General features: G+C 73.3%; 25 protein-coding genes, 1 pseudogene and 1 riboswitch. Of the genes and pseudogenes, 15 read left to right on the top strand and 11 right to left on the bottom strand.

Going from position 1 to position 23,300, the window contains the following annotated elements; genetic code table 11:
• Window positions 1-6: 6 nt before the first annotated feature.
• From MILUP08_RS04030 to MILUP08_RS04005, 6 genes are all read left to right on the top strand, one after another.
• Entirely contained in the window at window positions 7-2,202 is a 2,196-nt protein-coding gene (locus tag MILUP08_RS04030) for a 3-hydroxyacyl-CoA dehydrogenase NAD-binding domain-containing protein (protein WP_007454968.1), read from the top strand.
• A complete protein-coding gene (locus MILUP08_RS04025) occupies window positions 2,199-3,320 on the top strand; it encodes a CaiB/BaiF CoA transferase family protein (RefSeq protein ID WP_007454966.1) in 1,122 nt (373 codons plus the stop codon). The genes MILUP08_RS04030 and MILUP08_RS04025 overlap by 4 nt, the downstream gene beginning before the upstream one ends.
• A gap of 88 nt (window positions 3,321-3,408) precedes the next feature.
• Entirely contained in the window at window positions 3,409-3,867 is a 459-nt protein-coding gene (locus MILUP08_RS04020; protein ID WP_007454965.1) for a YbaB/EbfC family nucleoid-associated protein, read from the top strand.
• 3 nt (window positions 3,868-3,870) lie between these two features.
• Complete coding sequence (locus MILUP08_RS04015; protein ID WP_007454963.1) at window positions 3,871-4,212, top strand: WXG100 family type VII secretion target; 342 nt, start codon at window positions 3,871-3,873, stop codon at window positions 4,210-4,212.
• Window positions 4,196-5,272, top strand: a complete 1,077-nt coding sequence (locus MILUP08_RS33610) for a WXG100-like domain-containing protein (protein ID WP_051065658.1) — start codon at window positions 4,196-4,198, stop codon at window positions 5,270-5,272. The genes MILUP08_RS04015 and MILUP08_RS33610 overlap by 17 nt, the downstream gene beginning before the upstream one ends.
• 15 nt (window positions 5,273-5,287) lie before the next feature.
• Window positions 5,288-5,566 (top strand): hypothetical protein, encoded by a 279-nt coding sequence (locus tag MILUP08_RS04005; protein WP_007454961.1) that lies wholly within the window; start codon window positions 5,288-5,290, stop codon window positions 5,564-5,566.
• On the opposite strand, the gene MILUP08_RS04000 is transcribed toward MILUP08_RS04005, so the two are convergent.
• A complete protein-coding gene (locus MILUP08_RS04000) occupies window positions 5,567-6,418 on the bottom strand; it encodes a cytochrome c oxidase assembly protein (RefSeq protein WP_007454960.1) in 852 nt (283 codons plus the stop codon).
• Entirely contained in the window at window positions 6,415-6,897 is a 483-nt protein-coding gene (locus MILUP08_RS03995) for a DUF2243 domain-containing protein (protein ID WP_007454959.1), read from the bottom strand. The genes MILUP08_RS04000 and MILUP08_RS03995 overlap by 4 nt, the downstream gene beginning before the upstream one ends.
• A gap of 170 nt (window positions 6,898-7,067) precedes the next feature.
• Here MILUP08_RS03995 and MILUP08_RS03990 point away from each other — a divergent pair, with 170 nt between their 5' ends.
• From MILUP08_RS03990 to MILUP08_RS03975, 4 genes are all read left to right on the top strand, one after another.
• Window positions 7,068-8,309, top strand: a complete 1,242-nt coding sequence (locus tag MILUP08_RS03990) for a DUF2786 domain-containing protein (RefSeq protein WP_007454958.1) — start codon at window positions 7,068-7,070, stop codon at window positions 8,307-8,309.
• 146 nt (window positions 8,310-8,455) lie between these two features.
• Window positions 8,456-8,812, top strand: coding sequence for a YciI family protein (locus MILUP08_RS03985; protein WP_237747229.1), 357 nt, complete (start codon window positions 8,456-8,458; stop codon window positions 8,810-8,812).
• On the top strand, window positions 8,809-10,062 hold the full coding sequence (locus MILUP08_RS03980; protein ID WP_007454955.1) for an RNA polymerase sigma factor: 1,254 nt from the start codon (window positions 8,809-8,811) through the stop codon (window positions 10,060-10,062). Before MILUP08_RS03985 ends, MILUP08_RS03980 begins: the two co-directional genes overlap by 4 nt.
• A 25-nt stretch (window positions 10,063-10,087) precedes the next feature.
• A complete protein-coding gene (locus MILUP08_RS03975) occupies window positions 10,088-10,714 on the top strand; it encodes a dihydrofolate reductase family protein (RefSeq protein WP_237747030.1) in 627 nt (208 codons plus the stop codon).
• 61 nt (window positions 10,715-10,775) lie between these two features.
• On the opposite strand, the gene MILUP08_RS03970 is transcribed toward MILUP08_RS03975, so the two are convergent.
• From MILUP08_RS03970 to MILUP08_RS03940, 7 genes are all read right to left on the bottom strand, one after another.
• Window positions 10,776-12,236 carry an alpha/beta hydrolase gene (locus MILUP08_RS03970; RefSeq protein ID WP_007454951.1) on the bottom strand — a complete coding sequence of 487 codons (1,461 nt, stop codon included), beginning with the start codon at window positions 12,234-12,236 and terminating at the stop codon, window positions 10,776-10,778.
• Between the two features lie 125 nt (window positions 12,237-12,361).
• On the bottom strand, window positions 12,362-12,631 hold the full coding sequence (locus MILUP08_RS03965; RefSeq protein WP_007454949.1) for a hypothetical protein: 270 nt from the start codon (window positions 12,629-12,631) through the stop codon (window positions 12,362-12,364).
• Window positions 12,628-12,975 carry an ArsR/SmtB family transcription factor gene (locus MILUP08_RS03960; RefSeq protein WP_007454947.1) on the bottom strand — a complete coding sequence of 116 codons (348 nt, stop codon included), beginning with the start codon at window positions 12,973-12,975 and terminating at the stop codon, window positions 12,628-12,630. Before MILUP08_RS03960 ends, MILUP08_RS03965 begins: the two co-directional genes overlap by 4 nt.
• A 163-nt stretch (window positions 12,976-13,138) precedes the next feature.
• Window positions 13,139-13,312: a CsbD family protein gene (locus tag MILUP08_RS03955; protein WP_007454946.1), complete on the bottom strand. Its 174-nt coding sequence runs from the start codon at window positions 13,310-13,312 to the stop codon at window positions 13,139-13,141.
• 76 nt (window positions 13,313-13,388) lie between these two features.
• Complete coding sequence (locus tag MILUP08_RS03950; protein ID WP_007454944.1) at window positions 13,389-15,638, bottom strand: heavy metal translocating P-type ATPase; 2,250 nt, start codon at window positions 15,636-15,638, stop codon at window positions 13,389-13,391.
• Window positions 15,639-15,650: 12 nt separating this feature from the next.
• On the bottom strand, window positions 15,651-16,610 hold the full coding sequence (locus tag MILUP08_RS03945; protein ID WP_007454943.1) for a hypothetical protein: 960 nt from the start codon (window positions 16,608-16,610) through the stop codon (window positions 15,651-15,653).
• A gap of 14 nt (window positions 16,611-16,624) precedes the next feature.
• Window positions 16,625-16,834, bottom strand: a complete 210-nt coding sequence (locus MILUP08_RS03940) for a heavy-metal-associated domain-containing protein (protein ID WP_007454941.1) — start codon at window positions 16,832-16,834, stop codon at window positions 16,625-16,627.
• Window positions 16,835-16,982: 148 nt separating this feature from the next.
• Between MILUP08_RS03940 and MILUP08_RS03935 the strand changes: the two genes are divergently transcribed.
• The 3 genes from MILUP08_RS03935 to MILUP08_RS03925 all read left to right on the top strand — a co-directional run bounded on the left by MILUP08_RS03935 (window position 16,983) and on the right by MILUP08_RS03925 (window position 20,298).
• Window positions 16,983-17,279, top strand: a complete 297-nt coding sequence (locus MILUP08_RS03935) for a metal-sensitive transcriptional regulator (RefSeq protein ID WP_007454936.1) — start codon at window positions 16,983-16,985, stop codon at window positions 17,277-17,279.
• A 333-nt stretch (window positions 17,280-17,612) separates the two neighbouring features.
• The gene (locus MILUP08_RS03930) at window positions 17,613-18,977 is read left to right on the top strand and encodes a YibE/F family protein (RefSeq protein WP_039905330.1); all 1,365 of its coding nucleotides are present in this window, start codon (window positions 17,613-17,615) and stop codon (window positions 18,975-18,977) included.
• A gap of 166 nt (window positions 18,978-19,143) precedes the next feature.
• Window positions 19,144-19,274, top strand: a riboswitch (cyclic di-AMP (ydaO/yuaA leader).
• A gap of 4 nt (window positions 19,275-19,278) precedes the next feature.
• A complete protein-coding gene (locus MILUP08_RS03925; protein WP_007454931.1) occupies window positions 19,279-20,298 on the top strand; it encodes a coiled-coil domain-containing protein in 1,020 nt (339 codons plus the stop codon).
• Window positions 20,299-20,371: 73 nt separating this feature from the next.
• On the opposite strand, the gene MILUP08_RS03920 is transcribed toward MILUP08_RS03925, so the two are convergent.
• A complete protein-coding gene (locus tag MILUP08_RS03920; RefSeq protein ID WP_007454929.1) occupies window positions 20,372-21,100 on the bottom strand; it encodes a carbonic anhydrase in 729 nt (242 codons plus the stop codon).
• 239 nt (window positions 21,101-21,339) lie between these two features.
• Here MILUP08_RS03920 and MILUP08_RS03915 point away from each other — a divergent pair, with 239 nt between their 5' ends.
• Both MILUP08_RS03915 and mycP read left to right on the top strand, forming a co-directional pair.
• Window positions 21,340-21,669 carry a helix-turn-helix transcriptional regulator gene (locus tag MILUP08_RS03915; RefSeq protein ID WP_007454927.1) on the top strand — a complete coding sequence of 110 codons (330 nt, stop codon included), beginning with the start codon at window positions 21,340-21,342 and terminating at the stop codon, window positions 21,667-21,669.
• A gap of 74 nt (window positions 21,670-21,743) precedes the next feature.
• Complete coding sequence (gene mycP / locus MILUP08_RS03910) at window positions 21,744-22,979, top strand: type VII secretion-associated serine protease mycosin (RefSeq protein WP_007454926.1); 1,236 nt, start codon at window positions 21,744-21,746, stop codon at window positions 22,977-22,979.
• Between the two features lie 86 nt (window positions 22,980-23,065).
• Here the strand turns inward: mycP and MILUP08_RS35765 are convergent.
• Window positions 23,066-23,300, bottom strand: a pseudogene (locus MILUP08_RS35765) (hypothetical protein); the annotation flags it as partial.

Raw genomic sequence — 23,300 nt, 5'->3', positions numbered from 1 at the left:
AGACCAATGACCACCACCATCCGGTACGACCGCGGCGACGACGGCATCGTCACGCTCACCCTGGACGACCCTGACCAGTCCGCCAACACCATGAACCGGGCGTACGCCGCGTCGATGAGCGCCGTGCTGGACCGGCTGGAGGCCGAGCGCGACCTCGTCGGCGTCATCGTGACGAGCGCGAAGTCCACGTTCTTCGCCGGCGGCGACCTGCCCGAGATGATCCGGGCCACCCGCGCCGACGCGCCCGCCCTCGCCGACCTGCTGGGAACCATCAAGCGGGACCTGCGCCGGCTGGAGACGCTGGGCAGACCTGTCGTCGCGGCCGTCAACGGCTCGGCGCTCGGCGGCGGCCTGGAGATCGCCCTCGCCTGCCACCACCGGATCGCGCTCGACGCGCCGGGCAGCCGGCTCGGGCTGCCCGAGGTGACCCTGGGCCTGCTGCCCGGTGCCGGCGGAGTCACCCGGACGGTACGGATGCTCGGCCTGGCCGGTGCGCTGACCACTGTGCTGCTCACCGGTCGGCGGATGCGCCCGGCCGACGCCCTGGCCGCCGGCATCGTGGACGAGGTGGTCGCCACGCCCGCCGAGCTGCTGGATCGCGCACGGGCCTGGATCGCGGCGAACCCGCAGCCTAGGCAGCCGTGGGACCGGCCGGACTATCGGATGCCCGGTGGCACCCCGGCCAGCCGTTCACTTGCCGCGCAGCTGCCCGCCTTCCCGGCCACCCTGCGCAAGCAGCTCAAGGGCGCCCGGTTGCCCGCGCCGGAGGCGATCCTGGCCGCCGCCGTCGAGGGCGCACAGGTCGACCTGGACACCGCGTTGACGGTGGAGACCCGGCACCTGATCGGCCTGCTCACCGGCCAGGTAGCCAAGAACATGATCGGGGCGTTCTTCTTCGACCTGAAGGCAGTCAACGGTGGTGCGGCCCGACCTGCCGTGGACGTTCCACAGGTGCGGAAGGTGGCGGTTCTCGGCGCGGGCATGATGGGCGCGGGTATCGCGTACGCCTGCGCCAGCGCCGGCCTCGACGTGGTGGTGAAGGACGTGTCGCCGGAGGCCGCCGGGCGGGCCCGGGAGCACGCCGAACGACTGCTGGCCCGCCGGGTCCGCAAGGGCCGCGCCACGGAGGCCGACGCCCGCGCGGTGCTCGACCGGATCACCACCACCGACCAGGTGGACGCGCTCGCCGGCTGCGACGCCGTCATCGAGGCGGTCTTCGAGGACCCGGCCCTGAAGAAGGCGGTCTTCGCCGAGGTGCTGCCGGTGCTCGCGCCGGGCGCGCTGCTCGCCTCCAACACCTCCACCCTGCCGATCACCGCGCTGGCCACCGGCGTGGACCGACCGGCCGACTTCATCGGCATGCACTTCTTCTCCCCGGTGGACCGGATGCCGCTGCTGGAGATCGTGGTGGGCGAGCGGACCGGTGACGAGGCCCTGGCGCGCGCCTTCGACCTGGGCCGACGGATCGGCAAGACCCCGATCGTCGTCAACGACGGTCGGGGCTTCTTCACCAGCCGGGTGATCGGCAGATTCATCGACGAGGCCGTCGGCATGGTCGCCGAGGGCGTACCGGCCGCATCGGTGGAGCAGGCCGCGTTGCAGGCCGGCTACCCGACCGGGCCCCTCGCCCTGGCCGACGAGGTGAGCCTCACCCTGATCCAGCGGATCCGCCGCCAGTTCGAGGCGGCCAGCGAGGAGTACCTCCCGCTGCCCGCGCACCGGCTCGTCGACGAACTGGTCGACGCGTACGACAGGCCGGGGCGTGCGGCCGGGCGCGGCTTCTACTCCTACGACGACGGCAGCCGGGGCCGGCTGTGGACCGGCCTCTCCGACCTGGTCACCGACGCCGGTCGGGCGGTGCCGTTCACCGACCTCCAGGAGCGGATGCTCTTCGCCGAGGCGCTCGACGCGCTGCGCTGCCTCGACGAGGGCGTGCTGCGCACCGAGACCGACGCCAACATCGGCTCGATCTTCGGCATCGGCTTCCCCGCCTGGACGGGTGGCGTGATCCGCTACGTCCGCCAGTACGCGGGCGGCCCGGCCGGCTTCGCGGCCCGCGCCACCGAGCTGGCCGAGACGTACGGCGACCGGTTCACACCACCCGCCGACCTGGCCGACCGGCTCGCCGCGCGTACCGCCGCCGAGCCGCCGACCGGCACCGAGCCGGCTGCCCGCCCAGCCGAACCGGCCGGCGTCGCGTGACGGCCACACGCGGCGGGCCGCTGGCCGGGGTGCGGGTCGTCGAGCTGGCCAGTCTCGCGCCGGCCCCTTTCGGCTGCATGGTGCTCGCCGACCTCGGGGCGGACGTCGTGCGCGTCGACCGGCCGGGCGGCCCGGGCGCCGGGCGGCTGGCCGCTCCGACCGGCGGGCCGTTGCAGCGGAGCCGCCGGGTCACCGCACTGGACCTCAAGTCCCCGGACGGGGTGGCCGACCTGCTGCGCCTGGTCGAGCGGGCCGACGTGCTCGTCGAAGCGTACCGGCCGGGGGTCGCCGAACGGCTCGGCTTCGGCCCGGACGTCTGCCGGGCCCACAACCCCCGCCTGGTGTACGCGCGGATGACCGGCTGGGGCCAGGACGGCCCGCTGGCGGCTCGGGCCGGCCACGACATCGACTACATCGCTGTCGCCGGGGCGTTGGAGCCCCTGGGTCGACCCGGCGCCCGCCCACACGCGCCGCTGAACCTGATCGGTGACTTCGCCGGCGGTGGCCTGGTGCTCGCCGTCGGGGTGCTGGCGGCGCTGCTGGAACGGGAACGCTCCGGCCTCGGCCAGGTCGTCGACGCGGCCATGGTGGACGGATCGGCGCTGCTCACCTCGTTCCTGCACGGGCTGCTGGGCACCGGCCTGTGGGCCGCCTCGCGCGGGCGGAACCTGCTCGACGGAGGAGCGCCCTTCTACGACACGTACGCCACCGCGGACGGCGGGTTCATGGCCGTCGGGGCGCTGGAACCGGCCTTCTACGCCGTACTGCTGGCCGGTCTCGGCCTGGCCGACGACGCGCACCTGCCGGACCAGTACGACCCGAGCGGCTGGGACGAGCTGCGCAGGCGGTTCACCGAACGGTTCGCCGAGCGGACCCGGGACGAGTGGACTGCGGTCTTCGCCGACCTGGACGCCTGCGTCGCCCCGGTGCTCGCCCCGGGCGAGGCGCACCGGCACCCGCACAACGCGGCCCGGGGGACGTTCGTCGAGGTGGACGGCGAGATCCAGCCGGCCCCGGCGCCCCGCTTCGACCGTACGCCCGCGGGCCCGCCCGCCCCGGCGCCCGATCCGGAACGCGACGTCGCGCCGGTCGAGGAGATCCTCGCCTCCTGGGAGTGATCCACAGCGGACCCACGGGACACCCGAGCGGGTGTCGCGTTGGTACCGTCGTCCACCGACGGTCGACTGCGGACGTGGGGGGACGAGCATGGCGAGCGGGATTGATCCGTCCGGCCTGAGCGGCTCGCTCGAACAGGCGATGCGCCTGCTGAGCCAGGCATCGGGTGCCGTCACGGCACAGCCGAATGAGGCCGACGGGCAGCACGACCAGCCCGTGCCGGACGCCGAGCAGATGGTGGGGCGGGGCACCGGCGGTGACGGTCTCGTCGAGGCGGAGGTCGGCGCCTTCGGCGCCCTGCGGACGCTGGTGATCGACCCGAGCCTTTCCCGGGCCGGCACGAGCACGATCGCGGAGTACGTCCTGGCGGCGGTCCAGGCGGCGCAGGCCGACGAGCGCGCCCGCCGGGCCGACCTGACGGCCGCCGCCCAGGTCGACAGCACGGCCCTCACTGAGCAGCTCGAACGGGTCTCGCAGGAGGCGTTCCGCGGCTTCCAACAGATGATCGGTGACCTGGACGCGGCCACCCGCCGGATGGATCGTCGCTGAGCCATGTCCGACGGGATTGAGGTGGACGTCGACGCCCTGCACTCCGCCGCGGCGTCGATCGCGACGACAGGCCAGCAGCTCGGCGAGGCGGTAAGCGGGCTCGAGTCGACGGTGAACGGGGCGGGTAACCCCTGGGGCGCCGACGAGGCGGGGTCGCTCTTCGGGGCCGTGTACGTCGAGGTCCTGACCCATGCGCTCGACGTGTACCGGTCGATGGCCGACCAGTTGTTGGAGGCCGCCGAGAACCTCGACCTCGGTGCCGACGCGCACGAGGCGACCGACCTCGCCAACGCGGAACTCTTCACGAGGATGGAGCTGCCCAGTGGGTATGCAGCTTCCTCCTGAGCTCGCCGAGGCGCTGGGCTGGGTCGGTTTCACCTGGCCGACCGCCGACGAGGAGTTGCTGTTCGAGGCGTCCCAGATGTGGTTCGCGTTCGCCGGCCGGCTGCGGACGTCGGTCGGGGAGGCGCAGTCGGGCGCGGCGCAGGTCGGCATGAGCAACCGCGGCGACGACATCCGGGCGTTCGAGCAGGCGTGGCAGGACGAGGAGGGTGCGCCGCGCCGCATGGAGGACGGCGCGCAGGCCGCCGAGCTGATCGCCATGGCCCTGCTGGTGATGGCCATCATCACCCTGACGCAGAAGATCATCGTGATCGTCCAGTTGACGATCCTGGTGATTCAGGTGGCGATCGCGTTGGCGGCGGCGGCACCCAGCTTCGGCGCCTCGCTGGCCCAGATCCCCGTCTCGATCGGCCTGGCCCGGATGGCGATCCAGCGGGTCATCAAGGAGGTCATCGAGAAGGTCGTCAAGGAGATCATTCCGAAGTTGTTGAAGCGGGCGAAGACGCTGCTGCGCCGTTTCACCCGCAAGGGAGCGAAGGGCGGCCCGAAGGGGCCCCGCGTGCCCGGCCCGCACACCACCCCGCGCTACTCCAACGTCAAGGCGATGCTCGACAAGTACCGCAACGAGCATCTGCCCGGAGGACACTTCCCGACGGCCGTGCGCCGGCTCAGTCCCGAGGAGCTGGAACAGCACCGGGTCTTCTTCGACAGCGACGGCGTGCTGCGCAGCGCGCGCAACGGCGAGCCGTTCGACTCGTCGAGCGCGCAGACCGTGTTCAGCGGAAACGATCAGGCGATCTTCGTGATGGACCGCAACGGCAACCTCTACGCGTCCAACTACCAGAAGGTCGGCGACTTTCACCACTCCACTCTGGGCAACGGAAACCCGGTCGCCGCGGCCGGCGAGCTGGTCGTCAAGGACGGTAGGGTCCAGTACGCCACGGCGCGCAGCGGTCATTACCAGCCCGACCCGAGCCACATGGCCAATCTCGACGCCGAGTTCAGACGCAACGGCGTCAACGGGGTTCCGATTCTGGGCTGGGATGGCGGCCGGATCTTCTAGGGGAGTTTGACGAGCATGGGTACGGACAATTGGAAGGGCCACGTCAACGGGATCCTCTACGGGGTCCAGTTCGACAGGACGCTCGACGATTCGGTGGTGACCCGGGTCGCCGACGGGGTGGCCGGCGGGCTCTACCCGGGTGGCCGGGCCGAGACGCGGGAGGCGCTGGACCAGGCGCTGCTCTACTCGGGCCCCCTCAACGACCAGGCGGAGACGCACCACAGCGAGGACGACATCCGCGCGTTCTTCCGGCGGCTCTCCGCCGCCCTGGCCGCCCCGCCCGCGCAGAGCTGATCACGAGGTTCGCGTCACGACGGCGCCCCGTCGTGACGCGAGCCTGCTGACAGCGCGGGGTGACCGCCCGCGGTGGTACCAGGTCGCGAAGAGGGTCACCGCCAGCAGCAGCTCCGCCACGTCGCCGCCGTAGTACATGAGTTGAGCCGCCGAGCGGAACGCCGCCGCCTCCGGATCGGTAAGCCCCGGGGGCAGGGTGCCGGCCCGCGCGTAGAGGTACTTGGCGAGCGCGGCGTGGCCCGCCGACGCGCCGAGCAGCGCGCCGACCCGCACGGCCAGCCCGGGACGGCGGGGCGCCGGGTCCGGCCCCGCCAGCGACCAGGCGAACAGGTAGCCCGCGGCCAGGTAGTGCAGGTGCACGGCGTGGTGCAGGGCCGGCTGGCGTTCCGCCGCCGCGTACAGCGGAGTGAGCAGCACCAGCGCCAACCCACCGGTGCTCAGCAACGCGGCGGTGACCGGGTGGGCGATCAGGTGCAGTCCGCGGGCGCGCAGCAGGCGGCCCACCCGCCGACGCGTCGGCGGGGGCGCGACGTGCAGCAGCAGCGTCACCGGGGCACCGAGGACCAGCCCGAGGGGTGCCAGCATGCCGAGCAGCAGGTGCTGCGCCATGTGCCCGCGCGGGTCGTCCGAGAGCGGGGCCGGCGGCCCGAGCGCGACCGCCAGCACCGCGCATCCGGCGAGCCAGGCGACGGTACGCCGATGGTCCCAGCCGCGCGTGTCGCGGACGGCGGCCAGCAGGTAGCCGACGGCCAGCACGGCGACCGGGAGCAGCGGCAACCAGCCAGGCCCGTCCGCCGGGTGGTTACCCTCGTGGGCCCAGGTCGCCGCCGAGCCCGCAGCGACCGCCGTCACCGGGGGCCGTCACCCGGCCGGCGGGACCGCGTCCACCAGACGAGCGCCGCGCCGGCCAGCAGCAGGACCGCGCCGCCCACGTTCCACACCACGTCGTACGGCACCAGGTGTACGCCGTAGCGGATCTGGTGCACCCGGAGCACCTTGTGGTCGACCAGCCCGTCGAAGAGCTGGAACCCTCCGGCGCCGAGCAGGACGCCACCCCAGGCCAGCCGGGGTGACAGGACCAGCCGTCGACGCAGGTCGGCGAACCAGAAGAACCCGCCGACCAGGGCGATCACCTCGGCGGCGTGCAGCAGCCCGTCGGAGAGCAGCGCCACCGACGGGGTGGACCGGTCGTAGAAGTGGTGCCAGGCCAGCAACTGGTGGAAGACGATCTCGTCCACGGCGGCCATGATCGCGACACCGATCAGGACGCCCGCAAGCGTGGACGAGCGGGCGTCGGCGGTACGGGCGCTCGGCAAGCGGGAATCGACCATCACACACCTCGCATCCACCTCGGATCACGGCCCCACTACCCCGGACTCAACGATCCATGCCCGCCGAAGCCACTGCGGTGAGCGCGCCACCGAGGTCCCCGTTTCGCGACTTCCGCACGACCACCGGCATGATCATGGAGCCTGAGAGGGCAACCACGGAGGAGGTGCCTGTGCCGGACGCGGACGAACTCGTCGCCGACGCGCTCGCGGCGGTGCGCGGCACCGACGTACGACAGGCCGAACGGCAGCTGGACCGGCTGATGGTCGGCACCGGCGCGGCGGACGGTGCCACGGCGGTGGACGCGGCCCTGCGGCGTCGGCTGGTCCGTGGCCTCGGGCAGCTCTGGCCGCGCGGCTGGCAGCCGGTCGACGTACACCGGATCACCGGTCGGCGGCTCGACGCCCGGGCGGCCCGGCTGGTCCGGGACGCGCTGGCCGCCCAGCGACGTGAGCAGGCCGGACCGGTCCCCGATTGGTGGGACGACCAGCTACGCGGGCTGACCGCCGAGGGCCGGGACGACGACCACGACCTGCTGGCCGCCTGGACGGCCGCGGAGGGGTTGGACCGGGTCGACGCGCTCCGCGCCGCGATCGACGTACTCGCGCTTGTGGAGAGCCTGCCACCGATCGCGGTGCTCCGCCCGCCACCCGGCTCGACAGGTGCGGCCGCCCCCCGCGTGGCCGGTACGGGCCGCAGCGGATCGCCGATGCTGGACCGGGTACGCGCGCTGCTCGCGAAGGCCGAGTCGACCACCTTCCCGGCCGAGGCGGAGGCGTTGACCGGGAAGGCGCAGGAGCTGATCGCCCGGCACAGCATCGACGAGGCGCTGCTGGCCGCCGGGGCGGAACGCGGCGACCTGCCGGGCGGCGTGCGGTTGGGCACCGAGACCCCGTACGCGGGGGCGAAGGCGCTGCTGGTGCAGGAGGTGGCGGCGGCGAACCGGTGCGAGGCGGTCTGGTCCGACGATCTCGGTTTCACCACAGTGCTGGGGTGGCCGGCGGACCTCGTGGCGGTGGAGCTGCTCTACACGTCACTGCTGGTGCAGGCCACCGCCGCGATGCTGCGCGGGCGTACCGAGCGCCGGCCGGGGTCGGGCCGGCGGACGAAGGTGTGGGACGAGTCCTTCCTCAACGCGTTCGCGCTGCGGATCGGTGAGCGGCTGCGCGCGGCCACCGAGGCGGCAGACCAGGCGGCCGTCGAGACAACGGGGTCGGAGCGACTGCTGCCGGTGCTCGCCGCGCGCGGCGAGGCGGTCCAGGAGCGGCTGGGCACCCTCTTCCCGGGCGTCACCCGACACCGGCTGAGCGTCCGCGACGCCGAGGGCTGGTCGTCCGGCACCTCGGCCGCCGACCGGGCCGCGCTGGACGTCGGCGGCGGCAAGCGGCCTCGACAGGTGCCCGGCCGACCCTGATCCATACGGCGTGGGACCACCGCCGGAGAAGTTTTTCTGCGATTTTCTTCGGTACCGGTAGGGAACGGGGCGCCGACTCCGACCCTCCGGTGAGCCGCACCCCGACCGGGGGAGGCCAGTAACCGAGGAGCACCGCCGTGAAGTACATGCTGCTGATCTGGAACCGGCCCGGCTTCACCGAGGGGCTGACCGAGCAGGAACGCAACGCCCTGTTCGGCGAGGTCGACGAGATCATGAAGGAGCTGACCGAGACCGGCGAGCTGGTCGACGGCCAGGCGCTTGCCGACCCGGCGCAGACGCAGACGGTCCGGCGCGTCGACGGCGACACCGAGATCGTCGACGGGCCGTTCATGGAAAGCAAGGAGCAGTTCGCCGGCTACCTGACCGTCGACTGCGACAGCCCGCAGCGGGCCGCCGAGATCGCCGCCCGCTGGCCGGACGTGCGCTACGGCGGCGCGATGGAGGTCCGACCGGTCATGGAGCAGGCCGGGACGGAGATGTGACCGACGACCGGACGGTCGAGGACCTGCTGCGCACGCTCGCGCCGCAGGTCCTCGGCCTGCTGGTCCGCAGGCACGGCCAGTTCGACAGGTGCGAGGACGCGGTCCAGGAGGCGTTGCTCGCGGCCGCGACGCAGTGGCCCGGACAGGGTGTGCCGGACAACCCACGCGCCTGGTTGCTCACCGTGGCCACCCGCCGGCTCACCGACGAGTGGCGCAGCGAGGGCGCCCGCCGCGACCGCGAGGTGGCGGTGGCGCGGCGCGAGCCGGCGTACGCCCAGGTCGCGCCGCCGGCCGACGCCCCGCCGGCGGTGGCGGACGCCGACGACACCCTGACCCTGCTCTTCCTCTGCTGCCACCCGGCGCTGGCGCCCTCGGCACAGGTGGCGCTCACTTTGCGGGCGGTCGGCGGGCTCAGCACCGCCCAGATCGCCCGGGCGCACCTGCTGCCCGAGGCGACGATGAGCCAGCGGATCCGGCGGGCCAAGCAGCGGATCGAGGCCGCCGGGGCCCGGTTCCTGCTGCCCGGTCCGGCTGAGCGCGGCGAGCGGCTGCGCACCGTGCTCCGGGTGCTCTACCTGATCTTCAACGAGGGGTACACCGCGTCGAGCGGGCCGGACCTGCGCCGGGCCGAGCTGACCGGCGAGGCGATCCGGCTGGCCCGCGTCCTGCACGGGCTGCTGCCCGACGACGGTGAGGTGACCGGGCTGCTGGCGCTGATGCTGCTGACCGACGCGCACCGGGCGGCCCGGGTCGGCGAGGACGGCGAGCTGGTACCGCTGACCGAGCAGGACCGCACCCGGTGGGACGCCGGCGCCATCGCGGAGGGGGTCGCCCTGGTCACCGAGGCGCTGACCTGGTCGCCGCCCGGCCCGTACCAGCTCCAGGCGGCCATCGCGGCGGTGCACGCCGAGGCGCCGACGGCGGCGGAGACGGACTGGCCGCAGATCGTGGCGCTCTACCGGCTGCTGGCCCGGCTCGCCCCGAACCCGATGGTCACGCTCAACCAGGCGGTGGCCGTGGGCATGGTGGACGGGCCACGGGCCGGGCTCGCCCTGCTCACCGCCCTGGACGCCGACGGGCGTACGGCCGGGCACCACCGGCTCGCCGCCGTCCGGGGACACCTGCTGGAGCTGGCCGGCGAGTCCGGCGCGGCGCGGGACGCGTACCTGGCGGCGGCACGCGGCACCACGAGCCTGCCCGAGCAGCGGTACCTGGAGCGGAGAGCCGCCCGACTGGCGGGACAACGATGAGGGACGGGAGTCTGAGGACATGGGCATGGTGCGAAGTCAGCTGTCGATCTCACTCGACGGATACGTTGCGGGGCCCGAGCAGAGTCAGCAGGATCCGCTGGGCCGCGGAGGCATGCAGTTGCACGAGTGGGTCTTCGGCCTGGACACCTGGCGGGCACAGCACGGGTTGACCGGCGGTGAGCGGGGCGTCGACGCCGACGTCGTCGAGGAGATGACCCGCGACGTCGGGGCGTACGTGATGGGTCGGCGGATGTTCGGTGGTGGGGACGGCGACTGGGACGAGAGCTGGCAGGGCTGGTGGGGCGACGACCCGCCGTTCCACACGCCGGTGTTCGTGCTCAGCCACCGCCCTCGGGAGCCCCTGGTGCTGCGGGGCGGCACCGAGTTCCGTTTCGTCACCGACGGGATCGAGTCGGCGCTGCGGCAGGCCCGCGAGGCGGCGGGCGACCGGGATGTGGCGATCGCCGGCGGGGCGAGCACGGTTCGGCAGTACCTGGCCGCCGGGCTGCTCGACACCCTGCAACTGCACCTCGTGCCGATCATCCTCGGCGGCGGCGAGCGGCTCCTCGACGGCATCGCGCCGCGTCTGGAGCAGGTGTCGGTGGTGGCCGGGCCGACCGTCGCGCACCTGACCTATCGGGTCCTGCGCTGATCGGCGCTGCGCCGTTGCCGGCCGTCGGGCGGATCTGTGCACCCGACGGCCGGCAGCTCGGTCACACGTCCGGGTCGACGGCCGGGCAGCGGGTGCCCCGGGCCGGCACCACCTGGTCGATCAGGTAGGCGTCGACGGCCCGCTCCACGCACTTGCTGGTGGTGTAGCTGCCGTGCCCCCAACCCTCGTAGGTCAACAGCACGCCGTGCCGGCCCAACTGCCGCGCCACGTTCGTCGCCCAGTTGTATCCGCTGGCCGGGTCGTGCACGGTGGCGGCGATCAGCAGCGGCACGTCGGTGCGCACGCGCAGGCGGTGCTGCGGGTTCGCGACCGGCGTCGGCGTGCCCAGGCAGGTCGCGAGGGCGAACACCGCCGTCGGGTACCGCAGGTCCGGTGCGAGCCGGGCCGTCCGGCGCAGGTGTCCGGCGTACTCGCGGTAGTCGCGGACCGGCAGGCTCCAGTCCTGGCAGAAGACCGCGAAGGGGTACGGCGCCACGGCGTCGCCCGTCGACGTGCCGACGGCCCGCACGGCCGTCTGCGCGGCCAGCTGGCCGATCCACTCGGCGAGCCCCGGCCAGCGCCACGTGTCGTAGAACGCCTTGTGGGTGAGCCGGGTCAGCTCGAACGGGGTCAGCACCGCTCCGCCCCGTTGCGGGTCGGTCAGCACTCCGCGCTCGGCCCGGGCGCGCAGCCTCTCCCAGATCGCCCGGAAATCCTGCCCGTGCAGGACGCACGCGGTGGACCTGTCGCACCAGGCGACGAACTCGTCGAACGCGTCCTCGGAGGTGACGGCCTGGGTGTCCAGAAGGGCACGGGTGCCGAGGCTGTGGTCCATGGCGGCCTCCAGCACCATGGCCCGGACCCGCTCCGGGAACAGCTCCGCGTAGCGCTCACCGAGCAGGGTTCCGTACGAGCTGCCGTGGAAGGTCAACTGCCGCTCGCCGAGCGCGGCCCGGATCGCGTCGAGGTCGCGGGCGGCGCTTGTGGTGTCCACGTGGTCGTAGAGGGGCCCGGTGCGGGCGCGGCAGTCGGCCCGCAGCAGCACGTTCCCGGCCAGCGTGGCGTCGAACTGGGCCTGGTCGGCGATCAACTGCGGTTGCCGGGCGAGCAGGTCCCGTGCGCAGAGCACCGGGTTGCTGCCGCCGGTGCCGCGCGGGTCGAAGCTGACGATGTCGAACCGGCGGCGCAGGTCGGCGCTGAACCGGGAGCTGCCGTTCACCACCCGGTCGACCCCGCTGTCGCCCGGGCCGCCGGGGCCGAAGACCAGCGCGCCCTCCCGGGTGGCCGGGTTGGCGACCCGGCGGGCCAGTGCCAGGTCGAAGCGCTCGCCCCGGGGTCGGTTCCAGTCCACCGGCAGCGACAGGGTGCCGCACTCGGCGCTGGCGTCCGTGGCGCAGGGTCGCCACTCGATGGTCGGCGCGGGCTGTGCTCGGGCGGCGGCCGGGCTCGCCGGGGTCAGGCCGGCGGCCGCGAGGGCCAGGGCTACCGCCCAGCCGACTGCGGATTTGCGTACGCGCAGCATGAGGTGCTGTCCTCTCCTCGAAGGAGCGTTACCGGTGAAACTCGCCCATCGGGCGAGGTGATGCTGCTTCCACCCGGGCCGTCGAGTGGCCGCTCGACGGCCCGGGGCCTACGTCCGCGGCGAGATCAGTCGACGTCGCGCAGGACGCGTTCGAGCGTGGTCATCCGGGTCTCCATCCCGCCCAGCCGGCCGTCCATGGCCGCGAGCAGGCGGGCGTTCTCCGCCTGGGACTCGGCGGCCGTCTCGGCGAGCCGGCGGTAGTCGTCCGCGCGGGCCGCCTCGTACCGGGCCCGCCGGGTCTTGGCGAACTGCACGACGCTCACCGTGAAGACGCTGATCAGCAGGGCGAAGACACCGAACGCTCCGACCACCTCGGTCCAGTCGTGCTCGCTCATCGGTCCGCTCCGGACTGCTCGGCCGAGTCGGGCACGCTAAGCGTCTGGACCGCCGCCGCGATGACCTCGGGGGTGAGTGTGAGCACGAACGGCTCCACCTCGTAGTAGTTCATGGCCTTCCCGTCCTCCGACAACTCCAGGCGGGCGGTGACCAGCCCGGCCGCCGCCAGCTTCCGTAGGTGGACCTGCAACAGCGCCCGGCTGATGCCCAGTTGCCGGGCCAGCCCGCTGACATAGGCACGCTCACGGGCCAGCGCCGCGACGACCCGCAGCCGGTGCGGGTTGGCCAGGGTGGCGAGCACCCGGACCAGGTCGTCGCCGGTCGGCGGTGGAGCGGCTCTCATAACCAGCCCTTGCACATGCCAACAGAAGTTAGCAGGTAATGCCGCGCGGCGGTGCGGTCGGAAGCGGGATCAGGGGAATCTCAGGGTCCCGGGCGAGGGCCGGACACGCAGAAAGCCGGGCCGGTGAACAGTTCACCGGCCCGGCTTTCGGATATGTCGTACGTCAGCTCTTGAAGGCGTCCTTGATCTTCTCGCCCGCCTGCTTGAGCTTGGCCCCGGCCTGGTCGTTGCGACCCTCGGCCTCGAGGCGCTCGTTGTCGGTGGCCCGACCGGCGCCTTCCTTCAGCTTGCCGGCCGCGTCCTCGGTGGCATTGTTGATCTTGTCGTCGATACCCATGTGCCAACCTCCATCGCGAAATGTCGCTACGTCCTCAGCAGTACCCCCACCGCCACCGGTCCAACCATCGCCGTCGTCACATTCCGCGATCGGTGGCCGAACGGAACCGCCGCAGCCGCAGACTGTTGGCCACCACGAAGACCGAGGAGAGCGCCATCGTGGCGCCGGCGATCATGGGATTGAGCAGCCCGGCGGCTGCCAGCGGCAGGGCCGCCACGTTGTAGCCGAAGGCCCAGAACAGGTTGCCCCGGATGATCCCGAGCGTGCGCCGGGACAGCCGGATGGCGTCCACCGCCGCATCCAGGTCGCCCCGGACGAGGGTGAGATCGGACGCCTCGATGGCCACGTCGGCGCCGGTGCCCATGGCCAGCCCCAGGTCGGCCTGGGCCAGCGCCGGCGCGTCGTTCACCCCGTCCCCCACCATCGCCACCGACCGCCCCTGCGCCTGGAGCCGCCGGACGACGTCGACCTTGCCGGCCGGCAGCACCTCGGCGATCACCTCGTCGATGCCCACCTCGGCGGCGACCGCGGCGGCCACGGTGGGGTTGTCCCCGGTCAGCAGGACCGGGGTGAGCCCCAGCGCGCGCAGCCGGGCAACTGCCGTCCGGCTGGTGGGCCGGACCACGTCGGCGACCGCGAGCACGCCCCGCGCCCGTCCGTCCCAGCCGGCGACGATCGCCGTACGCCCGGCGGCCTCCGCCGCACGCACGGCCAGGTCGACCTCCGGCGGTACGTCGACACCGCGCTCCCGCAGCAGCCGGGACCGGCCGACCAGCACGGCCCGCCCGTCGACGGTGCCGGTGACGCCCAACCCTTCCAGGTTGGCGAAGCCGGTCACCGGGGGCAGCGCTCCGGCCTCGGCGGCGCCCACGGCGACGGCCCGGGCGATCGGGTGCTCGGAGGCGGCCTCCACGGCCCCGGCGAGCCGGAGCAGCTCGTCGCGGGTCTCGCCGCTCGCCGGCACCACGTCCACCAACGTCATGCGACCGGTCGTCACGGTGCCGGTCTTGTCCAGCACGACGGTGTCGACGCGACGGGTCGACTCCAGCACCTCCGGCCCCTTGATCAGCACGCCGAGCTGGGCGCCGCGACCGGTGCCGACCAGCAGCGCGGTAGGCGTGGCCAGACCGAGGGCACACGGGCAGGCGATGATCAGCACGGCCACGGCGGCGGTGAACGCGGCGGTCGGCCCGGCGCCGGTGCCGAGCCACCAGCCGAGGGTGCCCACCGCGAGGGTGATGACGATCGGCACGAAGACGCCGGAGATCCGGTCGGCCAGCCGCTGTACGGCCGCCTTGCCGCTCTGCGCCTGCTCGACGAGGTCGGCCATCCGGGCGAGCTGGGTGTCCCCGCCGACCCGGGTCGCGGTGACGACCAGCCGGCCGCCCGCGTTGATCGTGGCGCCGACCACGCCGTCGCCCGGCCCGACCTCGACCGGTACCGACTCGCCGGTCAGCATGCTGGCGTCGACGGCGGAGGTGCCCTCGTCGACGACCCCGTCGGTGGCGATCTTCTCGCCGGGGCGGACCACGAACCGGTCACCGACGGCGAGCCGGTCCACCGGGATCCGCGTCTCCACCCCGTCGCGCAGCACCGCCACGTCCCGGGCGCCGAGTTCGAGGAGGGCGCGCAGGGCCGCCCCGGCGGTCCGCTTGGACCGGGCCTCGAAGTAGCGGCCGGCCAGGATGAACACCGTCACCCCCGCGGCCGCCTCCAGGTAGATGGTGCCGGCGCCGTCGGTGCGGGTGATGTCGAAGCGGAACGGGTGCGTCATCCCGGGCATCCCGGCGTCGCCCAGGAAGAGCGCCCAGAGTGACCAGCCGAACGCGGCCAGGGTGCCCAGCGAGACCAGGGTGTCCATGGTCGCGGCGCCGTGCCGCAGGTTGGTCCAGGCGGCCCGGTGGAACGGCAGCCCGCCCCAGACCACCACCGGGGCCGCGAGGGTCAGCGACAGCCACTGCCAGTAGTCGAACTGCCAGGGCGGCACCATGGCCAGCAGGACCACCGGCACGCTGAGCGCCACCGACACCCACAGCCGGGTACGCGGACCCCGCAGCGGGTCGACCGGCTGCTCGGTCGTCGGCGGCGCCGGCAGGGCCGCCGTGTAACCGGTCTTCTGCACCGTGCCGATCAGGTCGTCCGGGGTGACACCGTCGGCGTACCGGACGGTTGCCTTCTCGGTGGCGTAGTTGACGGTGGCGCTCACCCCGTCCATCCGGTTCAGCTTCTTCTCGATCCGGGCGGCGCAGGCGGCGCAGGTCATTCCCCCGATGGCCAGCTCGATCCGGTTCGGCGCCTCGGGAAGTGGTCTGCTGGTGGTGGTCATCGTCTGGTCCCGTCAGTTGTGCCCGTGGCCGGGGGTGCCGTGTCCGGCGCTGCCGCTCGGCGCCGGACCGGTCGGGGTGGGGTCGCCACCCCCGGTCGCGGCAGCGTCGGCGACGACTGTGAACTCGGCGGTGTGCACCCGCCCGCCGTGCCGGAAGTCGAGGTAGAGCCGGTAGCTGCCGGCCGACGGCACCTCGGCGAGGAAGGTGACCTCCGGACCCGGCCGGGTCCGCCCGTCGCCGGGTGTTCCGTCCGGGTGGACGTGCAGGTACGCCAGATCACCCCGGCGCAGCGCCACCAGGTGCCCGTACGCCCCCAGGTAGGGCTCCAGGTCGGTGACCGGCCGCCCCGCACGGCTGACGGTCAGGGTGAGTGACGAGGTGCGGCCGGGCTGCGGAGCGCCGGCCAGGGTGACTGTGTAGCCGTCGACAGTGGTGCTGGTCGCCGGGGCGGGCAGCGGCCGTTCGGTCAGCTCACCGGGAACAGTCACGTCCACTCCGAGGGTCAGCGACTCACCCCCGGTCGGCGTGAAGTCGGCGAACGCCCGCCACTGCCCGGGGCCGGCCAGCGGGGTGTCGACCCGCCAGGTGCCGTCCGGGGCCAGCTCGGGGTGCACGTGGCGGAAGCCGGACAGGTCCCGTCGGGCGACGATCAGGTGCATCCGCTTGTCGTGCGCCACGTCGTACCCGGTCACCGGGCGGCCGTCCGGCCCAGCGATCCGGAAGGCGAACTCGCCGGCCGGGACGGCCACCGGAACGAGTGTGTAGCCCCGGTCGGAGACGAGCAGGCCGCCGGGAACCCGGTCGGTCCCCTCGTCGTGCGTGGCGGGGCCCGAGGTGTGGGCGGCGGCGCCGTCGTGCCGGCTCTGGGCGGCCGGGACGGCCGGGTCGACCACCCGGCCGATCCCGTACGCCGCGCCGAAGACCGCCGCGAGACCGAGGGCGAACCCGCCCAGTCTGGTCACCGTGTTCATCCCGGGCCTCCCGCTCACGCCTCGACGAGGTCGTAACCGGCCTCGTCGACCGCGGCCCGGACGGACTCGGTGGCCACGGGCTGCTCACTGGTGACGGTGACCCGGCCGGTGGCGAGATCCACCTGCACGTCGCGCACCCCGGCGATTGCGCCCACCTCGGCGCTTACCGCGCTGACGCAGTGCCCGCAGGTCATGCCCCGCACCTGGTACGTCGTGTCGACCATGAATCTCTCCCTTCGTCAGGCCCGAGCCTATACCCCCCAGGGGTAAGGCGCGGACGGACTCCTGCACTGGCATGTACCGGTACCCGGTGGGGGTATCCGACACGAGGGACGTTACCATACCCCCCAGGGGTACGCTATCCTCGTCGGTATGACCGCACCCACGCCGATCCGCGGATACACCGCCAGCAAGGACCAACTGCTCGCGCGGCTCCGCCGCGTCGAGGGGCAGGTCCGGGGCATCGAGAAGATGGTCGACGAGGACCGCTACTGCATCGACGTGCTCACCCAGATCTCCGCGATCCAGGCCGCGCTCGACAAGGTGGCCCTTGGCCTGCTCGACGGGCACGCCCGGCACTGCATGCACGAGGGGGCGGCCGAGGGCCGGGCCGACGAGATGGCCACCGAGATGATGGCGGCCGTCGGCCGACTCATGAAGCGCGGCTGAGCCGGCCAGACCGGCCCGGCTCCCGCCGACGGCGCGCGGGCGCGCGGGCGCGCGGGCCGGTTGGACCCCTCCGACACTCCGCCACGACCTGCGACGCCCCGCCGGGCTGACTAGCATCTCCGACGATGGCTCACCGGACCCTGCCACGCAGTCGGGCACCGGCACCGCCACGATGCGGCGCCGGCACCAACCAGCCGGGCCAGTCGGTCACTTTCCGTGACCGCCCGATCGTCAGCCAGCCATCCGATGCGCTCGTCACCGCGTTCGTCAGGCGGAGGTGAACCGCCTGGCCCGTCGGTACGTACCCCGCACCGGATCGTTGGGAGTCTCGCATTGGGTTCCGGCCACAGCCATTCCGCTCGACCCGCCCCGCCCCGGGTACGACGGATCCTCGTCGCGACGGTGGTGCCGCTCTTCGTGGCCACCGTCGTCGCCGCCGTTGTGCTCTGGCCACGGGACGCGGCGCCACGGACCGGCGGTGGCACCGACGCACCGCGCCACCACGGCACGGTGACCCGTGTGGTGACCGAACCCTGCCCACCGTCGGCCGACCCGGAGGGCACGCCGGCCACCGGACCGTGCGGGACCGTGGACGTACGGATCGAGGACGGGCGCAGCGCCGGCCAACAGGTGACGACGCCCGTCCCCGCCGGGCCCGGCGCGCCACGGGTCGAGGTCGGTGACGAGGTCGTCCTGGTCGAGCTGACCGACCCGACCGATCCCGCCGTCAGCAGCTGGAACATCGCCGAGCACCAGCGCGGGACTCCGCTGGTGTGGGTCGCTGTGGTCTTCGCCGCCGCGATCGTCGCGTTCGGCCGGTGGCGGGGCCTGGCCGCCCTGGCCGGCCTGGCCGCCAGCTTCGCCATCCTGCTCACCTTCGTGTTGCCGGCCATCGGCGCCGGCCGGTCACCGCTGCTGGTGGCGGTGGTCGGCGCCGCTCTGATCATGTTCGTGGTGCTCTACCTGACACACGGAGTGACAGCCCAGACCTCGGTCGCGGTGCTCGGCACCCTGGGCAGCCTGGTGCTCACCGGCGTGCTCGCGACCATCGCCACGGCGGCCACCCACCTCACCGGCTTCGGCAGCGAGGACGCCACCACACTGTCGATGTTCCAGGCCGATGTGGACCTGCGCGGCCTGCTGCTGGCCGGGATCATCATCGGCTCCCTCGGGGTGCTCGACGACGTGACAGTCACCCAGGCCGCCACAGTCACCGAGCTGGCGAACGCCAACCCCGGATTGAGCCGGTTGCAGCTCTACCGGGCAGCCACCCGGGTCGGCCGGGCGCACATCGCCTCCACGGTCAACACCATCGTCCTGGCGTACGCCGGCGCCTCACTGCCGCTGCTGCTCCTGCTCACCTCCGACACGCGCCCCCTCGGGCAGATCCTGACCAGCGAGTTCCTCGCCCAGGAGATCGTCCGCAGCGCGGTCGCCACGCTCGGCCTGATCGCCGCCGTACCCCTCACCACCGGGCTGGCCGCGGTCGTGACCGCGGCCGGGTCGACGGCGGCGCAGGGCGCGGACGCCGACGCCCTGACGCCGCGCCCCCGCGCGGACCGGACGGAGGCACTGGCCGCCCTCAGCTCCCCGCCAGCGGGTCGGCCCGACGGGCCCGACCCCGAGCGGAACGCACCCCCATCCACCGCCACCGACCGGTGGCCAGAGCCGAACAGGAGCACGGATACGGCATGGTGACACTCCTCAGCGTGACCGGATCGGGCACCCGCCCTGAGAACCGCGTCACTGGTCACTCAACGCCATGGCGAAATGACGCTTTTAGTCGGCATCAGGACGTAGCTCAGGCGGTGGGCTCTCGGGTAACCTCGCTGCCGGTCACCGACGAAGGCGCGCAGCGGCGCCTGCGGTGCCACCGCCCAATCGCCAACCGGCGAGCCGGGGACCCAGGTACGTGGGGTGAATCCGCGTCAGCGGTAGGGGCCACTTCCGCCCCGAACCCGTCAGCTAACCCGGTCGGCGGTCGAGGGAAGGGAACATTGTGACGGCACCCCTACGCCGCTGGTTGACACCCGTGGTGGCCGTGCTCGCCGCGCTGACCGTGTTCGCCGGGCCCCTCCCGGCCCACGCCGCCCCGACGACCCCCACACCGTCCGGGCACGAGCAGGAGGACGAGCCCAAGCTGCTCGACGACGTGATCGAGCAGACCAACCGGGACTACGTGGCGGCCAAGTCCAAGCTGGACAAGTCCAAGAAGCGGCAGCTCGAGCTGTCGCTGGAGGTCGAGCGGGCCAAGGCCGACCTGGAGGCGCTGGCACCGCAGGTCGCGCAGATCGCCGCCCAGTCGTACCGGACCGGACGGGTCGGCGCGATCGCGATGCTGCTGGAGAGCGACGCCCCGGACTCGTTCGTCCGACGGGCTGCGGCGCTCGACGAGATGAACATGGTCAACGAGAAGAAGCTCGCCGAGGTCAACGCGGTCAAGGCCCGCGCCGAGCAGGCCAAGCTGGCCCTCGACGCGGAGGTCCGCGAGCAGCAGAAGCAGACCGCCCTGATGGCGAAGGACAAGCGCGACGCGGAGAAGTCGCTCGCGCTCGTCGGCGGTCAGGGATTCACCGGCGGCCTGGTGGACGCCACCTCGCCGGTCGCCCGGATCGGCCCGGGCCGCACCGCCGACGGTGACTGGAAGCCGCAGTCGTGCAGCGAGAAGGACCCCACCACCTCCGGCTGCGTCACGCCGCGCACCCTGCACGCGTACAAGGAGGTCAAGCGGGCCGGGTTCAACCGCTTCGTCGGCTGCCACCGCAACGGTGGCCCGTACGAGCACCCCAAGGGCCGCGCCTGTGACTGGTCGTTGCAGAAGAGCGGCTTCAGCCCGTGGCACAACAACGACACCCGGATGTACGGCAACAACGTCGCCGCGTTCCTCATCCGCAACGCCGACCGGCTCGGCATCTACTACGTGATCTGGAACCGGCAGATCTGGTTCCCGGCGACCGGCTGGAAGTCGTACAGCGGGCCGTCGAACCACACCGACCACGTGCACATGTCGCTGCTCTGACCCGGCAGTCAGGAAGTCCGAGGGCCGTCCCGCACCAGGCGGGGCGGCCCTCGTCGTGTCCGGCGGTGGAGTGTCAGGCGGCTGCCGAAGCCGCCGGGTCGTCCGAGGTGCCGGGCGCGTCGAACGTCGCGGCAGCCGACGGTACGGGGGTCACCGGGCGCACCACGCCGGCGGCGAGCCGGTACGACATGCCCACCACCGCACACCGTCCCTGCGCCACCTCGTCCGCCAGCACTGGCGACTGCCCGAGCAGCGTCTCGACGGTCTGCGCGATGTGGATGTCGACGATGCCGTCGATGTCGGCGACGCCCTCGGCCGTGGCGCGCCGCAGGCTGGGCAGCACCGCGTCGACCACCGCGGGGAGGTGCCCCGGCGGCGCGACGCCGGTGGCGGCAGCCTCGCGGGCAGCCTGCACGGCGCCGCACGAGTCGTGGCCGAGCACCACCACCAGCGGAGTGCCGAGCACTGTCACCGCGTACTCCACGCTGCCCAGCACCTCCGGGCCGGCGGTGTGCCCGGCCGTGCGGACGACGAAGAGGTCGCCCAGCCCCCGGTCGAAGATGATCTCGGCAGCCAGCCGGGAGTCGGAGCAGCCCACGATCACCGCGAACGGGTGCTGCCCGTCGGCCACGGCGGCCCGGTGCCCGGCGTCCTGGTTGGGATGGCGCGGCGCTCCGCTGACGAAGCGGCGGTTGCCTGCGGCCAGCTCGGCGTAGGCTCGGGCCGGCTCGGTCGGCATCGGCGCTCGATCGGCGGCCCACTGCGGGCCCGGCTGCGCGCCAGGCGTACCGGGACGGCTCATACCGCACCTCGTCTCTACGCGTTTGACCTGCTCAACAGGCTTTTTCAGCCGGGCCTTCGGTGGGCGCCGGCTGGGCTCCACGGTCACACGCACCGCAAGAAGCGTCAAGATATGCGTGATTTAGATTTCATACGTGGAACCCGAACCGATCTCCGGCCGTGGGGCCGGCCGGCCCGTCGGCAGCTGACCCGACCCCACGGGCATAGGGTGGGGCCGACAATCGGAGAGGCGGCGCCACGATGGCGAGCGCGGCGACGGCCGGAGGCGGCCGGAACTGGACGTTCCTGACCAACCACGGGCATGTGCTGCTGGCCATCGCTCGCAACCCCACCGCCCGACTACGCGACGTGGCGGCCGAGGTGGGCGTCACCGAACGGGCAGCCCAGGCCATCGTCGCCGACCTGGAGGCCGGCGGTTACCTGCACCGCACCCGGGTGGGGCGCCGCAACGAGTACACCCTGAACCCCGCCGGCCGGTTCCGGCACCCCGCCGAGGCCGACCGCCAGGTCGGCGCCCTGCTCGCGCTCTTCGCCGACGCACCCGCCGACGACGTCACGTCCCAACCCTGACCGCTACCTCGCGTCGACTGCCGAACGACGTCGGCGGGCCGCTGCCCGACGCGGCGCAGCGGTAATCTCTGCGGGTGCGCGAATGCCTGCCACCGAGCGCGACCGAGCGGTCCCGCCGTGCCGTCCGAGCTGTCCTCAGTGGAACGCTGGCGGCCCTGCTCGGCGCCGCCCTGGTGGTCCCCTCCTCCCCGGCGGTCGCGGCGGCGCCCACCTGCGGCCCGGCCGGCGAGGACGGTCTGGTGCAGATGCCGTGGGCCCTGCGCCGGGTGGATCCGGCCGCGGCGTGGCCGCTCTCCCGGGGCGCCGGGGTGACGGTTGCGGTCATCGACTCCGGGGTCTCCGCCATCCACCCGGCCCTGAAGGGTCAGGTGCTCGAGGGGCGCGACTTCAACAACCTGCCGGCCAACCGGGGCCAGTGTGACCTGGCCGGCCACGGCACGATGGTCGCCGGCATCATCGCCGGCAAGGAGGGCACCGGGGTGCCGTTCAGCGGTGTCGCCCCGGCGGCGCGGATCCTCCCCATCCGGGTCCTGCCGGATGCCAAGGGCACCAACGACGAGGCACTGCCCGGGCAGATCGCCGCCGCCATCGACTGGGCCGTCGACAACGGCGCCGACGTGATCAACCTGTCCCTGGTGACCCTGCCGCGCCCCGAACTGGCACAGGCCGTCGAACGCGCCCTCGCCAAGCGGGTGGTGCTGGTCGCCGCCGCCGGCAACCGTCAGGAGACCCAGGAGGACAGACCCGCCTACCCGGCGGCGTACCCCGGGGTGATCGCCGTCGGTGGCGTGGACGAGCAGGGCGGGCACGTGGGCACCTCGGTCAGCGGCACCTTCGTCGACGTCGCCGCACCGGGGTTGAACATCGTCGGCCCGGCACCGGGTGGATCGGGCTACCGCGCCGAGCCGACGGGCGGCACCAGCTTCGCCGCCGCGTACGTCTCGGGGGTGGCCGCGCTGGTGCGGGCCGCCTACCCGGATCTCACCCCGGAGCAGGTCGGCGACCGGTTGGAGCGAACGGCGGACAACCCGCCGCAGGGGCGAAACGCCGAGGTCGGCTACGGCGTGGTCAACCCGTACCGGGCGGTGTCGAGCCTGCTGGGCACCCGCGCCAACCCGCCGGTCGGCAGGCTTGCCGCACCCGCCGCTGGGGCCGACCCGCTGAGCTGGCAACGCACCGTCGCGATCTGGGCCGCCGCGGTGGGCGCCCTGCTCGCCCTACTGCTGCTGATCACGCGCCCGATCATGGCGCGCGGCCGCCGACGCGGTTGGCGCCCCGGCCGTCGTACCGACGAAGCGGTCACCGGCTGACCGCGCACGGTCCCCAGGCAGTCCGGTCGCGGGACGCACTACGGCGCTGTTGCGGTCGACCGCAACAGCGCCGTGGCGCGAAGAGCTCAGCGCAGGATGCCGGACGTGCCTCCGCCGTCGGCGCCCCACACGTCCTCGTCCTCCTCCAGCCAGGTGTTGCGGGCGGTGTCCTCCTCGCCGTAGCCGGCGCCGCTGCCCGCCCCGGCCACGCCACCGGCGCCCCGAGCACCCGCACCCCGACCGGCGCCCGCCGCGCCGCGCCCGGCGCCGCCCCGACCGGCACCGCCGCCACCGGCGACGCCACCCATGCCGGGTGCCATG

This window comes from Micromonospora lupini str. Lupac 08, assembly GCF_000297395.2.
GTDB lineage: Bacteria > Actinomycetota > Actinomycetes > Mycobacteriales > Micromonosporaceae > Micromonospora > Micromonospora lupini.
The sequence above is the reverse complement of the archived record's forward strand: the minus strand, read 5'-3'. Positions and strand labels throughout refer to the sequence as shown.

Excerpts from the sequence above, each read along its gene's own strand:
- MILUP08_RS33610 (WP_051065658.1), top strand. The coding sequence starts at position 4,196 with ATGCAGCTTCCTCCTGAGCTCGCCGAGGCGCTGGGCTGGGTCGGTTTC.
- MILUP08_RS03960 (WP_007454947.1), bottom strand. The coding sequence starts at position 12,975 with ATGAGAGCCGCTCCACCGCCGACCGGCGACGACCTGGTCCGGGTGCTC.
- MILUP08_RS03995 (WP_007454959.1), bottom strand. The coding sequence starts at position 6,897 with ATGGTCGATTCCCGCTTGCCGAGCGCCCGTACCGCCGACGCCCGCTCG.
- MILUP08_RS03970 (WP_007454951.1), bottom strand. The coding sequence starts at position 12,236 with ATGCTGCGCGTACGCAAATCCGCAGTCGGCTGGGCGGTAGCCCTGGCC.
- MILUP08_RS03955 (WP_007454946.1), bottom strand. The coding sequence starts at position 13,312 with ATGGGTATCGACGACAAGATCAACAATGCCACCGAGGACGCGGCCGGC.
- MILUP08_RS04015 (WP_007454963.1), top strand. The coding sequence starts at position 3,871 with ATGTCCGACGGGATTGAGGTGGACGTCGACGCCCTGCACTCCGCCGCG.
- MILUP08_RS03915 (WP_007454927.1), top strand. The coding sequence starts at position 21,340 with ATGGCGAGCGCGGCGACGGCCGGAGGCGGCCGGAACTGGACGTTCCTG.
- MILUP08_RS03920 (WP_007454929.1), bottom strand. The coding sequence starts at position 21,100 with ATGAGCCGTCCCGGTACGCCTGGCGCGCAGCCGGGCCCGCAGTGGGCC.
- MILUP08_RS03965 (WP_007454949.1), bottom strand. The coding sequence starts at position 12,631 with ATGAGCGAGCACGACTGGACCGAGGTGGTCGGAGCGTTCGGTGTCTTC.
- MILUP08_RS03950 (WP_007454944.1), bottom strand. The coding sequence starts at position 15,638 with ATGACCACCACCAGCAGACCACTTCCCGAGGCGCCGAACCGGATCGAG.
- MILUP08_RS04020 (WP_007454965.1), top strand. The coding sequence starts at position 3,409 with ATGGCGAGCGGGATTGATCCGTCCGGCCTGAGCGGCTCGCTCGAACAG.
- MILUP08_RS03935 (WP_007454936.1), top strand. The coding sequence starts at position 16,983 with ATGACCGCACCCACGCCGATCCGCGGATACACCGCCAGCAAGGACCAA.
- MILUP08_RS04005 (WP_007454961.1), top strand. The coding sequence starts at position 5,288 with ATGGGTACGGACAATTGGAAGGGCCACGTCAACGGGATCCTCTACGGG.
- MILUP08_RS03945 (WP_007454943.1), bottom strand. The coding sequence starts at position 16,610 with ATGAACACGGTGACCAGACTGGGCGGGTTCGCCCTCGGTCTCGCGGCG.
- MILUP08_RS04030 (WP_007454968.1), top strand. The coding sequence starts at position 7 with ATGACCACCACCATCCGGTACGACCGCGGCGACGACGGCATCGTCACG.
- MILUP08_RS03985 (WP_237747229.1), top strand. The coding sequence starts at position 8,456 with ATGCTGCTGATCTGGAACCGGCCCGGCTTCACCGAGGGGCTGACCGAG.
- MILUP08_RS03940 (WP_007454941.1), bottom strand. The coding sequence starts at position 16,834 with ATGGTCGACACGACGTACCAGGTGCGGGGCATGACCTGCGGGCACTGC.
- MILUP08_RS03975 (WP_237747030.1), top strand. The coding sequence starts at position 10,088 with ATGGTGCGAAGTCAGCTGTCGATCTCACTCGACGGATACGTTGCGGGG.